Annotated in this window: 15 protein-coding genes; 8 read left to right on the forward strand and 7 right to left on the reverse strand. The window is 64.6% G+C overall.

Going from position 1 to position 13,530, the window contains the following annotated elements:
• Positions 1 to 371: 371 nt before the first annotated feature.
• Positions 372 to 809, reverse strand: coding sequence for an SgcJ/EcaC family oxidoreductase (locus ACFXHE_RS43560; protein WP_379391573.1), 438 nt, complete (start codon positions 807 to 809; stop codon positions 372 to 374).
• Between the two features lie 389 nt (positions 810 to 1,198).
• Between ACFXHE_RS43560 and ACFXHE_RS43565 the strand changes: the two genes are divergently transcribed.
• On the forward strand, positions 1,199 to 1,846 hold the full coding sequence (locus tag ACFXHE_RS43565) for a transposase (RefSeq protein WP_379391575.1): 648 nt from the start codon (positions 1,199 to 1,201) through the stop codon (positions 1,844 to 1,846).
• A gap of 20 nt (positions 1,847 to 1,866) precedes the next feature.
• Positions 1,867 to 2,358, forward strand: a complete 492-nt coding sequence (locus ACFXHE_RS43570) for a transposase (protein WP_379391577.1) — start codon at positions 1,867 to 1,869, stop codon at positions 2,356 to 2,358.
• A 109-nt stretch (positions 2,359 to 2,467) separates the two neighbouring features.
• Here ACFXHE_RS43570 and ACFXHE_RS43575 read toward each other — a convergent pair whose 3' ends face one another.
• Positions 2,468 to 3,559: an alpha/beta fold hydrolase gene (locus ACFXHE_RS43575; RefSeq protein WP_379391579.1), complete on the reverse strand. Its 1,092-nt coding sequence runs from the start codon at positions 3,557 to 3,559 to the stop codon at positions 2,468 to 2,470.
• A 204-nt stretch (positions 3,560 to 3,763) separates the two neighbouring features.
• Here ACFXHE_RS43575 and ACFXHE_RS43580 point away from each other — a divergent pair, with 204 nt between their 5' ends.
• Entirely contained in the window at positions 3,764 to 4,228 is a 465-nt protein-coding gene (locus ACFXHE_RS43580) for a hypothetical protein (RefSeq protein WP_379391581.1), read from the forward strand.
• A 206-nt stretch (positions 4,229 to 4,434) separates the two neighbouring features.
• Here the strand turns inward: ACFXHE_RS43580 and ACFXHE_RS43585 are convergent, their stop codons facing one another.
• Positions 4,435 to 5,112, reverse strand: a complete 678-nt coding sequence (locus ACFXHE_RS43585) for an HD domain-containing protein (RefSeq protein ID WP_379391583.1) — start codon at positions 5,110 to 5,112, stop codon at positions 4,435 to 4,437.
• A gap of 201 nt (positions 5,113 to 5,313) precedes the next feature.
• Between ACFXHE_RS43585 and ACFXHE_RS43590 the strand changes: the two genes are divergently transcribed.
• Entirely contained in the window at positions 5,314 to 6,366 is a 1,053-nt protein-coding gene (locus ACFXHE_RS43590; RefSeq protein WP_379391585.1) for a GlxA family transcriptional regulator, read from the forward strand.
• A gap of 36 nt (positions 6,367 to 6,402) precedes the next feature.
• Here ACFXHE_RS43590 and ACFXHE_RS43595 read toward each other — a convergent pair whose 3' ends face one another.
• Together ACFXHE_RS43595 and ACFXHE_RS43600 are read right to left on the reverse strand one after the other, a co-directional pair.
• Positions 6,403 to 7,212, reverse strand: coding sequence for an SDR family oxidoreductase (locus tag ACFXHE_RS43595; protein ID WP_379391587.1), 810 nt, complete (start codon positions 7,210 to 7,212; stop codon positions 6,403 to 6,405).
• Entirely contained in the window at positions 7,212 to 7,625 is a 414-nt protein-coding gene (locus tag ACFXHE_RS43600; RefSeq protein WP_379391589.1) for a heme-binding protein, read from the reverse strand. Before ACFXHE_RS43600 ends, ACFXHE_RS43595 begins: the two co-directional genes overlap by 1 nt.
• 437 nt (positions 7,626 to 8,062) lie before the next feature.
• Between ACFXHE_RS43600 and ACFXHE_RS43605 the strand changes: the two genes are divergently transcribed.
• Positions 8,063 to 9,301, forward strand: coding sequence for a thiolase family protein (locus tag ACFXHE_RS43605; protein WP_379391591.1), 1,239 nt, complete (start codon positions 8,063 to 8,065; stop codon positions 9,299 to 9,301).
• 363 nt (positions 9,302 to 9,664) lie between these two features.
• On the opposite strand, the gene ACFXHE_RS43610 is transcribed toward ACFXHE_RS43605, so the two are convergent.
• Positions 9,665 to 10,726, reverse strand: coding sequence for a zinc-binding dehydrogenase (locus ACFXHE_RS43610; RefSeq protein ID WP_379391593.1), 1,062 nt, complete (start codon positions 10,724 to 10,726; stop codon positions 9,665 to 9,667).
• Between ACFXHE_RS43610 and ACFXHE_RS43615 the strand changes: the two genes are divergently transcribed.
• The gene (locus ACFXHE_RS43615) at positions 10,719 to 11,360 is read left to right on the forward strand and encodes a TetR/AcrR family transcriptional regulator (RefSeq protein WP_379391595.1); all 642 of its coding nucleotides are present in this window, start codon (positions 10,719 to 10,721) and stop codon (positions 11,358 to 11,360) included. The two genes, ACFXHE_RS43610 and ACFXHE_RS43615, sit on opposite strands and share 8 nt — an antisense overlap.
• A 309-nt stretch (positions 11,361 to 11,669) precedes the next feature.
• Positions 11,670 to 11,948, forward strand: coding sequence for a GreA/GreB family elongation factor (locus ACFXHE_RS43620; RefSeq protein WP_379391597.1), 279 nt, complete (start codon positions 11,670 to 11,672; stop codon positions 11,946 to 11,948).
• A 318-nt stretch (positions 11,949 to 12,266) separates the two neighbouring features.
• Here ACFXHE_RS43620 and ACFXHE_RS43625 read toward each other — a convergent pair whose 3' ends face one another.
• Positions 12,267 to 12,677, reverse strand: coding sequence for a thiol-disulfide oxidoreductase DCC family protein (locus ACFXHE_RS43625; RefSeq protein ID WP_379391599.1), 411 nt, complete (start codon positions 12,675 to 12,677; stop codon positions 12,267 to 12,269).
• Positions 12,678 to 12,833: 156 nt separating this feature from the next.
• Between ACFXHE_RS43625 and ACFXHE_RS43630 the strand changes: the two genes are divergently transcribed.
• Positions 12,834 to 13,289, forward strand: a complete 456-nt coding sequence (locus tag ACFXHE_RS43630) for a hypothetical protein (RefSeq protein WP_379391601.1) — start codon at positions 12,834 to 12,836, stop codon at positions 13,287 to 13,289.
• Positions 13,290 to 13,530 lie beyond the last annotated feature (241 nt).

The raw sequence follows: 13,530 nt of genomic DNA on the forward strand, positions 1-13,530 counted from the left end.
TTCTTCACCGAAACCGGCATCCGATTATTGCCGCCACGTGGCATCCGAACGTCCCTTCAGAAGAGCGTTCGCAACCACCGATGGAACTCAAGCGGGCCTATACCGTGCGTAATGCCACGCCGTATCCGCGAAAAGGTCACTCATCTGAATCCCCCGTCCAAGACCAATCTAACCGGCCACAGCGCGTACCGCCTCCTGAAGTCGCAATCGCACGGAACTCGGCAGTAGCGGATGTCTCTGGGCCGCTGTCGATCTCACCGCCGACGCCTCGCGCTGGCCGGTTCGGTCAGCGCGGTATGCGGCATGTGCGGACGTTTCGCGGTGGGGCCCACCGGTCACAAGAGCAATCGGTCTGTTCGGCCGCCGCAAGACTATCCGGTGGTGCCCGCCACATTCGTATTGTGCACCGAACCGACCCACCAGCTGTGGTCCCGTTCCGTGAAAACCCATGTCCCGCGGTTGGTTACCGAGAAATCCGATGTCCGCAACGTCTGCTCGACATTGACGATCGCATGTCCACCGGCAAGGAACCGCACCGCCAGAATCGCGTAATGCGCCCGGGCGTCCGGGCCGTTCCGAATCGCGCTCACGTGGTAGGCATGCAGCTCATCCCAGTTCAGAAAGACCACACCCGCCGGATTGATGAAAACCACGTCATCGGTGAAGACACTGTCGAACGCAACGGCATCCTTCGCCGCGAGAGCAGCCTCGAGATGTTCGAACACCCTTGTGATCGCAATCAGAGCGAGGTCCTGATCCGTTGCGACGACGCCAGCCGTGGGGCGCACGCCGTGTGTATCGACAGTCATCGTTCCAACATAGGACTACCCACCGTCATCGATGCGGACCTCATTTGCCGGCGACACAACGCAGGCTCATTGGCACTACGGGTGCCTTCGACCGGCCTCGGATCGGAACGGCCAGTAGATCTTTCGATGGCTCACGCTGGCCGGTTCAGTCAGCGCGGTATGCGGCTACTTAAGACTGGTGGTAGGACTTGATCCCGGCCAGGATCAATCCCAGGTACCCGGTGGGGAACTCTGTAATCGGCTGCCCGCCAGCAGTATCGGTGTGGCTCGCTAATGGCTTGCGTCCCATCGGGTTACCGTGCGGGTGTGGCTGGAAAGGGGTCTGCTCTGGCTCGAAGTAGCGGTGCCTTCTCGCACGGATACCTGTCCGTCGATCTGGAAGGATACCGATGCCGGTCATCATCGGAATGGACCCGCACAAACGCTCGGCCACTATCGAAATCATCGATTCGAACGCGAAGATCCTCGCTACCGGCCGTTACGGCACCGATACCGGCGGATACGACGAAATGTTCACCGCCGCACGACGATTCCCGCAGCGTGTATGGGCGATCGAGGGATGCAACGGTGTCGGCCGGCATGTGGCGCACCGGCTGATCGCCGACGGGGAGACCGTCATCGACGTGCCCGCGAAACTGTCGGCGCAGGTGCGGGTGTTCGCCACCGGCAACGGACGCAAAACCGACCCGGTTGATGCGCATTCTGTCGCGCTGGCAGCGTTGCGGTTACCGAATCTGCGTCGTGTACAGGCGGATCCGGAGCTGGTCGCGTTGGGTCTGCTGGTCGATCGTCGTGACGAGCTCGGTCGTGCCCGCACCGAACTGCTCAACCGGATCCACCGGCTGCTGCTGGAGTTGATACCCGGTGGTGCCAAGAGGTTCCTGTCGGCGATGCAGGCCCGCGCCCTGGCCGAGGCCCTCGAACCGGGCGATGCCGCGGCCGCAGTCCGGCTGCGGCTGGTGACAGAGTTGATCGACGATCTCGAGGTCGTCGACCGGAAACCAAAGCCGCGGACAAAGAACTCGAACAACTGGTGATCGCGCGCGGGTCGACCCTGATGGACCTGCACGGCATCGGCCCCTCCGGCGCGGCACGGCTTCTCGCCGATACCGACAACATCCACCGTTTCGCCTCACGTGACCGGTTCGCATCCTGGAACGGCACCGCGCCCTTGGACGCCTCCTCCGGCCAGCAGCAGCGACACCGACTCTCCCGTGCCGGCAACCGGAAAATCAACCATGTCCTGCACATCATGGCCGTGGTCCAACTACGTAACCCGACCCCAGGCCGGGTCTACCACGACAGCAAGAAAGCCGCTGGCAAGACCTCCATGGAAGCGATGCGCGCCTTGAAACGGCGCCTGTCCAACGTCGTCTACCAGCGGATGCTCACCGACCAGCGACGACGAGACGCGGCGAGCCCGGGAGGGCAATCGGGGGCGACTACTGACTCCAGCGCGACCGGCTCTACCCCGAACACCGATCCTTCGGACAAGCCACAACCCGGACTCACCACCAACCGGCCTAACGAACTACAGCCCGCCTCTTGACATAAAGGGGGAGTCATTACAGGGCATTCGTCGGAACTCGGATGGCAACGGCCCGTTGGTCTTCCGATGCCCGGCGCTGGCCGGTTCGGTCAGCGCGGTATGCAGCATGTCAGTGCGTTGTCATGGCATCGGGTTTCGGGTTGACGCGTTCGAGTTTGGTCCAGCCGGTCCAGCCGCGTTGCGCGAGTAGCCCGATCAGTCGGCGGACGGGTGGTGCGGTGTCCAGTGCCAGTGTGTCCAGCAGTGCCGTGAGTGGGGGTTCGATGTCGATATCGCTGATGTAGTCATGGCCATGCTCGTCGGCGATTCGGGTGAGGTAGACAGCTGTTCTGTCGGCCAGCTCGGCGAGTCTGGGATCGTCGTCGGCCCAGTCGAGAGCCTGGCTCAAGGTGAGGTAGAAGTCGAGGAACTGGGGGTCGGTTAGTTGGCGTTGCTTGCGTGCCACCCACTCCGCGACCCGCTCGGGTGAGCGGGTGACCAGGGGAATCCAGCCGTCGCGTTCGACCCCGACAATCCGTTCGTCGACTCCGAATGCCCGTAGCTGGTCGAGGAACTCGACTACCTGCGGAGGGAGCACCAGGTTGTCGCCGGCGACGAGACGGGCGATCCGCTCACGATGTCGCTGCCGCTGTCGGATCTCGAACCGGAACGCCTCCACTTCGAGATTGACATCCACAATGTCCTGCACCGAGAGCAGTACTTGCTGCGGAGAGTCCTTGACGGCCTGCTGCTGGGTAGCGAAGTCCTCCCACAGAGTGCGGAGCTCCGGCAGATCGGCTTCGGTCAGGAACGGCTCGGGTACCGGGTTTGCCCCATCGAGGAGAACGAGCCCGGCGGCAGTCCCGCAAAACTCGGAGGCGTAGTTCACGACCAGATCCGCGCCAAGCGAGTGGCCCACGAGCACCGGCACCGAGGACAGACCGAGGCGTGGAAGCTCCGTCATCACTGCGGCGAAATCGCTCAGGAACTCCGCGAAGGAGTACCGGCCCGCGGCCGACGCCAGGCCGTGACCACGGTAATCAAAGGTCACCACATCATAATCGTGGCGTAGCAACTCGATCAGCTCACGCAGGTCGGCCTGGGTCGTCAGCAGACCAGGGCACAGGACCAGCGGGCGTCCCCTGCCACCGCGCGATACGGGGATCGCGACACCGTCATGGCGAATTGTGAAGTGTTGCACCGCCGCGGTTTTCGTAGACATGCCGACCATGCTGAAGGGTTGTCCCTAGGTCAAGGTCAACCATCACAGAAGCGACGCGGCGGACACTCAATTCGGCATGTGCGTCCGGTCCGCCTGCCTCGGACCGATACGGCCATTTGATCTTTCGCCGCCCCGCGTGCGGGCCGAAGCGTGTGGCCGGCCGCGCTCGAGACCGCGCGGCAACCGTTTCGCTCCCGTTCCTGGGTGGCGGCGATGCGAGTGATCTGTGAGCGTGACAGTGGTGATCTGACCCGGACCCGGCGTTTGGGGCTTGCGCGGCTCGAGCAAGCCGTGCGGGGGGGTGTTGTGCGCGTTGGCGGGCAGCGGCCCTGTCTGCGGATAGTGCGGAATCTGTTTGCGGCCCTGAAGGATTCGGCCGGTGTTCTCGCGCATCGGCGCGGTGCGTTCGAGCGCGTGCAGCTACTGCTCGCCGATTGGGCCCTCGATCGGCAGCGGCTGTCCGACACCGAGGCTCGCATGGTCGCGGTGCTCGACGAGCTCGGGTTGACCACGCTGGTCACCTCGATCAGCGGACTCTCGGCGGTCGGTGCCGCGGCGATCCTCGCCGAAACCGGTGCGCTGCAGGGACCAACCCCATTACCGCTATGCCGGGACGACGACAGGACGAGGTACCGACCGAACCGCTTGACACAAAACGCCTTACGCTGATTACAGGATGTGCTCTCCATGGGGCCGCGTCCTGCCCAAGCGGGTCTGACTTGAGCACGGGGTGCGGTACGACACTGCCTTCGCCGCTTCGAACAGGTCACCGGTTGCGGCTTGCGCGACAGTCCACACTCGCGGAACTGTGGTGGGCACTTGTCTGTTCGGGTGATGAACGTTCGTATCGCCTGCGGCCGAAATCCGGATTTCGTTCATGCTGTCGGCTTGTCGGCCCACCCTGAGGCGTCCAGGATGTCGTGCCAGGTGACCTTGGGGGCGTGGTCCGGATACTGCAGCTGGTACACGTGCGCGGGGAAGCTCATCGGGGATGCCATCTTCGCGGGGTTCGCGTGGATCTGGTCGGCGATCGTCTCGGAGAGGGCGTAGCCCAGGTTGTAGCGGGGATATGCCGCGTGCACACGGTCGGCGTATCCCGGTGCGAGCTTGTCGCGGAAGCGGCCGATGATGTCGGCTCCGATACCCATCTGGGTCACGGCTTCGGTGGGGCCGAAGCGGTGGCACAGACCGTCGCTGGTGTGCAGCGCGATGGCATTCCATACGGGCTTCACGCGGTCTGGGTCCAGGCCTCGGCCGGTGAGGAACTCCGCGGCGGCGTCGGCACCGTCCACCTCGAAACGCTGGTTGCCGTTGGCATGCTCGGTCGCGCCCAGGTCGTGCAGGATGGACGCGAGGAAGACGAGTTCGTCGTCGTAGTCGGTGCCGGCCCGCATTCCCATCGCGGCCGCGATCTCGCGCCCGAACAGGTAGCTGCGCATTGCGTGGTTGTAGATGAACTCCGGTGACACCGATCGGGCCAGTTCGTCGGCGGCGACTGCCAATTCCGTTGTCGGCACGCTGAATTCCGATCGCGTGTCAGCGTCGATGGTCATGTTTTTCCTCCGTGGCCAGGCGTTCGACGAAAAGTTCCGCGAGCTGTTGCGGCCTGTCGGCGAACTTCGCGGGGGGTGCACTGTTCGCGGGGTGTTGACCTGTCACGTGAAGGCTCCTTTTCCGTTCGGTATCCCCGATTCTGGTGCGATCGACCACGCCTCAACAGTGGCCAGAAAGACTAATATCGCTACAATCTGGCCATGAAGATCGTGGCGGTTCTCGCGCTCGACGACGTGGTCGGCTTCGAGCTCGCTGTCCCCGGCCAGGTGTTCGGCACCGCCAATCTCCTCGCGGCAGTACCCACCTACGAAGTCCGCATCGTCGCCCCCGGACGCCGGGCACACACCGATTCTCTTTTCGGCGCAGTCGATTTGCGCACGGACTGGGACTTGGACGCACTCACCGAGGCACACACCATCGTCGTTCCCGGCCGCGCGCCCACACACGCCGATCCGCCGCCGAAGGTGCTGGACGCGCTGCGCGCTGCGCACGCGCGCGGCGCACGCATCGCGTCGGTGTGTACCGGCGCCTTCATCTTGGCCGCCGCCGGGCTGCTCGACGGCCGCCGCGCCACCACGCATTGGGAACACGCCGACACATTGGCCGAGCGCTACCCACAGGTCGATGTTGATCCCACAGTGCTCTACATCGAAGACGGCACGGTGTGTACCTCCGCGGGCGTAGCTGCCGGACTCGACCTGTGCCTGCAACTGGTACGCCGCGATCTCGGTGCCGCAGCCGCCACCGATACCGCACGCCACACCGTCATGCCGCCCCAGCGCCAAGGCGGGCAGGCGCAGTTCATCGCCCACCCCGCCCCGGCCGACACCGACGCCCTACTCGGCGACACCCTGCAATGGATGAACGCCAACCTGCACCGTCCCCTGACCCTCGCCGACATCGCCGACCACGCCGCACTCAGCGTGCGAAGCCTCAACCGGCACTTCCGATCCCACTTCGGGACCACCCCGCTGCAATGGCTGCTCAATGCGCGTGTGCGCTATGCCCGCGAGCTGCTCGAAACAACGGACACCACCGTCGAAATCGTTTCTCGCCATGCGGGATTCGCCAACGCGACAGCCATGCGCCCCCACTTCGTACGCCAGACCGGTGTTCCACCGCTGAGCTATCGAGCGACCTTTCGGGCCGCGCATCCGCCCGCTCCGACGTCGGCACAGGAACCCGCCAGAACCGCGCCACCGATCACCGCAGACCCTGCCTGGACCCGGCGGGCCAGCCATCCGGGACGATGACATGCGTTGCTGCCCTCGGCAATCTGTCTGTTCTCGCTACTCCGAGACGACCTGGCGAGTCCACGCATCCTGCTGGACCTGCTTGATGAGCTCCTCGGTCGCCGGGGGCCACACGTTGCGGTAGTTGCCCTTGTCCGCGCCGATGACTTCGATCATCTTGTCGATCATGTCCTGCGGATCGTATTGGCCCTGCATGATCTCGGAGAACACCTTCTCGATCGAGGACCTGGAGGTGAAGTTCACCCTGTCGTCCTGCCAGTGGAAGGTGCTGTCGCCCAGCCGATCGTTGAATCCAGTGTCGTACGCGCCCGGATTGACGGTCTGCACCGTGATACCGGTTCCGCCTTGCGCCAATTCGTCACGCAAGGTCGCCGCGATGCCCTCGAGGGCATGTTTGCTCGAGCAATAGGCACCCAGCCCGTAGGCGGTGAGCATGCCGCCCATCGAACTGACGATCACGATGCGGCCGCGGGTTCCCGCATCGACGAACTTGCGGATTGCCCGCTGCATCAGATTCAGATTCGAGAACACATTGGTTTCGAATGTCTCCCGTACCAGATCGACCGGAATCTCGGCCAATGGGCCGCCGAAACCGGTGCCGGCGTTGCTGACGAGGGTATCGAAGTCGTACTGCATGGCACTCTCGACATCACGCTGATCGAGGATATCCAGCTTGTCCACGGTGACACGGTCCGCCAAACCGAGTTCCTGGACCTGCGCACGCAACTCGGACACCTGCGGCCAGATCTGCGTGGTCGCGATCACCGTATGGCCCGCCCGTGCAAGCCCGATCGCTGTCCCCTTGCCCAAACCGCTGCCCGCACCGGTTATCAGGACCTTCTTCATCACTTGACCTCCTGGAAGAGTCTTGCAACGCCAGCCCTGGCGACGTCACCGTCTTGCACCGGCATCCCGCCGGACACGCCGATCGCCCCGAGCAAGGCACCGTCCTCGTCGTTGATCGCCACACCACCGGCGTACGGAATGAGGCCACCGTTGGTGAGTTCGGTGGCAGGTGCGGGCCCGCCTGGTTTGCAGAATTCCCACAGGTTTTCACTGGGCCCGTTGAAGAGAACCGACGTCTTCGCTTTCGTCAGCGCAATATCGATCGAGCCGAGAATCGCACGGTCCATGCGCGCGAATGCGAGCAAATGACCGCCGCCATCCACCACCGCGATATTCATCGGCACACCGATCTCCTGTGCTCGCTCCACGGCAGCGGCCACAATCGCCTGTGCCTGCGCGAGTCCAATAGGCACTGCATTCTCCAATTCTGTTCGCGCCCAACTTCTTCGATTGGGATCGTTCCGATTCTGCGGGAGATCTCACCTTCCGAAAAGCGGCTAAAACGCCCCATATCGCTAGGATCTGGCCAATCCAGAATCTGAGCGACATCGCTTGCGCGCCATCACGCCTCGCCGACGTGATGCCCTACATCTCACACGGCGCAGTCAGCGCCCTCGCCTTGGTCGCTACCCCGGTCGCTCAGGCCGGAGACGCCGTGATCCACATTCGGCCGCTGGTGCGAGCCATCCGAACACCGCTGATGGTCAGCTTCCCTACGCCGAGTGCCGCGGCGCCGTCGCTGAGCGCTGTGGTGTGGTGTGGCGGATTTCCTCGGAATCGAGGCAAGATCGGAAGCGGCAACGACGGCTTGCTCGTTGAGACCCTGAGGACACTGTCGAAGGAGATCGTGATGGCGGAAGCGTTTGTGCTCGGTGGTGTTCGGACCCCCTTCGCCCGGTACGGTGGTTCGCTGTCGCACATTCGGGCCGACGACCTGCTGGGGATGACCATGAAGGGTGCGTGCGAGCGCGTCGGAGTGGGTCTCGATCAGATCGAGGACATTGTCGCGGGCTGCGTCAATCCGGCCCACGAAGGTATGGGTGATGTCGCGCGGTGGGCGGCGCTGGCGGCGGGATTCCCCGACACGGTGGCCGGGGCGACGATCAACCGGTTCTGCGGGTCGTCCCTGAGTGCAACCATCAATGTCGCGCACGCGATCAAAGCGGGGGACCTGGGCGTCGGGATCGCCTGTGGCGTCGAGTCGATGTCGCGGTCGGGATGGGCGTACATGAAGGGCGACACCCCGTTCGGCCCCCGTGGCCCGGTCATCCTGCTCGACACCATGTGGGCGGGTGCGGGCGGTCCCGCCAATCCGGCGCTGCTGGCGCGCAATGCTTACATCGGAATGATCGAGACAGCACAGAACGTCGCCGACCGCTACGGGCTGACCAGAGAGGAAATCGACGCGTTCGCGCTCCGGACGCAGCGAAATGCCAAGGCGGCCAGGGATTCCGGGCGGCTGGCCAAGGAGATTATGCCGGTCGAGATCGGCGCGACGAGGAAGACCCCCGCCCGCCTGTTCGAGCACGACGAATTCATCCGCGACGACACCACCGCCGAAAGGCTGGCGGCGCTGCCCCCGCAGCCGGGGACGACGCAGATGACCGCGGGGAACTCGACTCCCCTGACCGACGGAGCCAGTGCACTTGTGCTGGCCTCGGGTGAACGAGCGGCCGAACTCGGCGTCGAACCGCTGGCGCGGGTGGTGTCGTCCGCGGTGTACGGGATCGATCCGCTCTACATGGGTCTGGCTCCGGCGTGGGCTCTGCCTCTGGCGATCCAACGTGCGGGCCTGACACCCGAGCAGATCGACGTGTGGGAAGTACACGAGGCATTCAGCGCCCAAGCCCTGGGCGTGCTGCGTGAACTGCCCAACCAGCTGGACGGTTTCATCATCCCCGACGAGAAGCTGACACCGAACGGCGGCGCGGTGGCAATCGGTCATCCGTTCGGCGCCACCGGCGCCCGCTACGTCCTGACCCTGGCCACCGAACTGCGGGAACGCAATGCGCGCTACGGCGCGATCGGAGTCTGCATCGGATCCGGTCAAGGAGTCGCAATCGTCCTCGAAAACCCTTCCGCCGCCTGAGAAATCTCACCGAAGAAACGACGTACGGGGCTCTCCCGTGAGGTCAGGAGACGACCTCGATGAGCTTGCCGGCGGCGTTGTCGAAGACGAAGCCGCTCGGCCGTTGTCGCCCTCGACGCATGTGCCACTACGGTCATCAGCAGTTGCGGACGTTCTGCCGGCCTCGGATCGGCACGGCCAGTTGATCTTCCGATGCCCCGCGCCGGCCGGTTCGGTCAGCGCGCCATGCGCTGATTACGGTGCATTCGGTCGGGCTCGGATGGCAACGGCCAGTTGATCTTCCGCCGCACCACACTGGCCGGTTCGGTCAGTGTGGTATGCGGCATGTGCGTGCGTTGATATTGCGGTGAGAGGCGGTGTCGCCTATCTCGCCGATGGTGTGAGCACGATTCTGCCGAATACCTCGCCGGTTTCCATTTTCTGGTGCGCCAGCACAGCTTGTTCCAGGGAAAGCGTTTCGTGCACAACCGCTTCCAGTTCGCCGCGAGCCGCGGCGGCGAACAGTTCGGCGGTCGCGGCGCGTCGGTCGGGTGCGGGCACGGTGTCGGCGCTGAAGGTCGCGAATGACATCGACTTCTTGAAGGCCGCGACCATCTCCGCGCCGAAGTCCGCCGGTGGCATGCCTGCCATCACGCCGACGGCCACCATGCGACCGTTCGGTTCGAGCCTGGTGAGAAACGACGGTAGATCCGCGCCTGCGGCGATGTCGATGATGACGTCGTAGCCCGGGGGAGCGTTCTCTGTACCCCGGCCGGCACGGTCGAGCACGTGGGTCGCGCCGAGCTTGCGCAGGCGATCGCCGCGCTCGGCCGATGAGGTCGTGACCGCGACTGCACCGGCGCCGCCACGAGCAGCGAGCTGGACAGCCATGACTCCGATGCCACCGGCCGCGCCACGCACCAGCACCGACTCCCCGCGCGCGAAATGCGCATGGCGCAAAGCGAAGTGGGCCACCATTGCCGAGCTGCCGAGTGTCACCGCGTCGACAGCCGACATGGTCTCCGGCAGGGGGACGAGCGTCTCGGCCGAGGCGACGGCGCGCTCGGTGTAGCCGCCGCTCTCACCGGTGAACGCCCACACGCGCTGACCGATCCACCCTGTGTCGACACCCTCGCCGACCTCGGTCACGGTGCCTGCGACCTCTTGGCCGGGGATGTGACCGGGCGTGGCGCCGTAGGCGGCCAGCGCGCCACTTCGGATCAGGGCGTCGATACCGCCGACGCCGATCGCCTCGGTCGTGATCAACACCTGTCCGGCGGCCGGATTCGGGTCGGGGAGCTCGACCACCGCGAGGACCTCGGGACCTCCGAACGCTGGGACCATCACTGCATGCATTGGTTTCTCCGTGTTCTGTTCGATCGGGACAGGCCAACCGACCGTAACGGACACCCCCGTCCGTTTAGCTAAAGTGAGAGCGGTGACCACTCGTTTGCCTCACGCCCTGCGTTCCGACGCCCGTGACAACCGCGAACGCATCCTCGACGAGGCGCGCGCGATGTTCGTCGCCAACGGCCTGGACGTGCCGATGCGGGAGATCGCCCGGCGCGCCGAGGTCGGCCCCGCCACCCTCTATCGCCATTTTCCGACCAAGGAGATGCTGGTCACCGAGGCATTCACCGATCAGATGCTCGCCTGCCGGACCCTCGTGGACGAAGGGCTCGCCGACCCCGATCCCTGGCACGGCTTCTGCCTCGTCGTCGAGAAGCTCTGCGAGCTGCAAGCCCGCGACCACGGCTTCACCGCGGCCTTCATGTCCGCCTACCCGCACGCGATGGACTTCACCGCGATCCGCACCTCCTCGCTCACCGGCGCCGCCGAACTGATCCGCCGCGCCAAGGACACCGGGCGCCTGCGCCCAGACATAGTGCTGGACGACCTCATCCTCATGATCATGGCCAACAACGGCATCCACGCCAGCACACCGGCAGCACGCATCGCGGCCTCCCGCCGCTTCGCCGCCCTCATGATCCAAGCGTTCCAAGCCTCACCGGCGTCCGCACCGCTACCACCGATGCCACGATTGATGCCCGCGATGCCCCGCCGCAAATCCGACAGGTGAATCACAGGATGACCGAAGAGCGACGCCCGGTCGTCGGCAGTTGCGGACGTTCTGCCGGTCTCGGATCGGCACGGCCAGTCGATCTTCCGACACCACGCGCTGGCCGCTGCGGTCAGCGCGGGAAGCGGCAGAAGAGGATGTTTGGCACCGCAGTGAGTTCGGTCCTCCGATCGCGCCAGTCCGTTCGGTCAGACTTCCTCGCGAGCCGGCGGAAAGTCCCGGAGTTCGGTTGAAACGGTATCGGCAAATCACGAGATACCAAGGCGGGCAAGGCTAATCCCGGCCTGTCCACCTACGGAAAGGTGGAGAGTGAACCTCCTCCCCAAGACCAAGATCGTGCTCGTCGGGTCGGGCCTCATCCTGACCAAGGTCAACGAGGATGGCACCACCGCTCGCCATTTTGACGGCACGATTGCGATGCAGTTCCGCTACACGATCGTGCCTGACAGCGAAGCTGATGCGATCTCAGACAGGTACTCGGAAAGCCTGCCCGCGAGCCAGGCTCTCTTGGGGCACCTGGTTGGCGACATCGTCGAAACCACATTCGATGACATGCCGATCCGCGTGCGAGTGCAGAGCATCGATTGACGGGCGGGCGGGCGGTGCTGCGGTCCGCGCCTCGACCATTCGAGGAGGACCGCCATCCACGACCGCCCGCCGGATCCGGCTGTACCGATGACGCAGCGCAGCAACAAGCAGACGGCCCATCGCGCCGGTAACCGGGCCAAGTCCGACCGGATGCCCGACGACGCCGGCGCGACCGTCCGGGCCTTCGTGACCGACCGGAATTGGTGAGTACACGGCTGGCCGGTTCGGTTAGCGCGGTGTGCGGTGCGGTTGTTTGGCGTGCGCCGGTCGGCTTGCTGTCCGTGATTCGGAGCCATTCCTAGCAGGCGCGGTGCTCCGTCAACCCTGCTTCGGGCCCGGGAAGGCACACGCCGCGGTACCGCCGGGGAGGCGGTGCCGGTTTTTGGCGACGAGGCGGTAGAGCGCTGCCGCGAGCCAGTTGACCGGCGGAATCAGCATGACAGTGCCTACTGCTCGCCAAGGCTGTGCGGTGCGTCGCAATAGCAGTGCACCGGCGCGCGCCCCGGAGGCACGGCCCCCATCACCGTCGACCCACTGGACAGCGTTTTCGACCTGTTGTTCTGTTAGTCCCAGAGCGGGCAGGTCGAGTCGTTGCCACGGAGCAAAATCGACATCCGGTCGTATTCGATTCCGGATGCGATCGATGCTGGCAGTGCAGAATGCACAGTCGCCATCGAATACTACGAGGGGCCGCGCTACCGACTGGGTAGCAAATGCTGATTCCGTCATGGGTCTTCCTCCCTTGGGACCGCACAGTCGATCCTAGAATTCCATTGGCACACAGGGAATCCCACGAACAACACAGAGAGCGAAGTCACTCCAGACTCGCTCATTGCCGGTTGCGGACGTTCCGCTGACCTCTGACAGGTGGAGTGAGGTGGGCGGGTGAATTGCATTTCCTTCTGCGGCACTATCGAGCACAGTGCCAGCGAACGGATTTCGAGTGTGGTCATGCAATGGCTGGGCACGTCTCGGGTTGATGTGAAAGAGTGGATGTTCGGCTTCGAGTTGTCCTATCAGGACAGTTCGGTCGACTTCTTTTGCTACGAGGCGACGGTCCTGCTGGGTGTCGATCCGTTCTTTCTGATCGAGGGTGTGATGGAGCAGGTGAGTGTGGATCCGGTCGAGAAGCTGGCCGGCGTGGTTCGCTTCGCCGTGGCCGAGGGTCTGGAGTGCATCCTCGACTACACGCCGGTCGACTCGGGCGGTATTCCGACCGGAGCCGAGATGACCATTACACCGGAACAGGTCCAGCGCGCTCGGCTCGGATTGGATCGAGCCCGCAGGCCGGTTGCGTGGGGATCCCGGCTGTGGGGCGCGTTCGACTTCCGACCGAGATGATCTCGGCCGGTTGGTCTTCCGGCTTGCCACGCTGCCGTCCGAATCGCGCGGGTCGCGGCAGGAGAGTGCATTGCCATGCGCGGACCGATCGCAGTGCAACCGTTCTAAGCGCGCACTACCGCTGAGGAATTGGCGCGAAACGGGCTGTTGCGAAATGGTGTGGGTGCGTGGTGTAGGGGTGCTCGGTGTATTGCGTGCCTGTTGAGGAGGGCCGGCCGCGTAGCGGCCGGCCCTCCAGCAC

Source organism: Nocardia sp. NPDC059229, assembly GCF_042754165.1.
In the GTDB taxonomy this organism is placed as follows: domain Bacteria; phylum Actinomycetota; class Actinomycetes; order Mycobacteriales; family Mycobacteriaceae; genus Nocardia.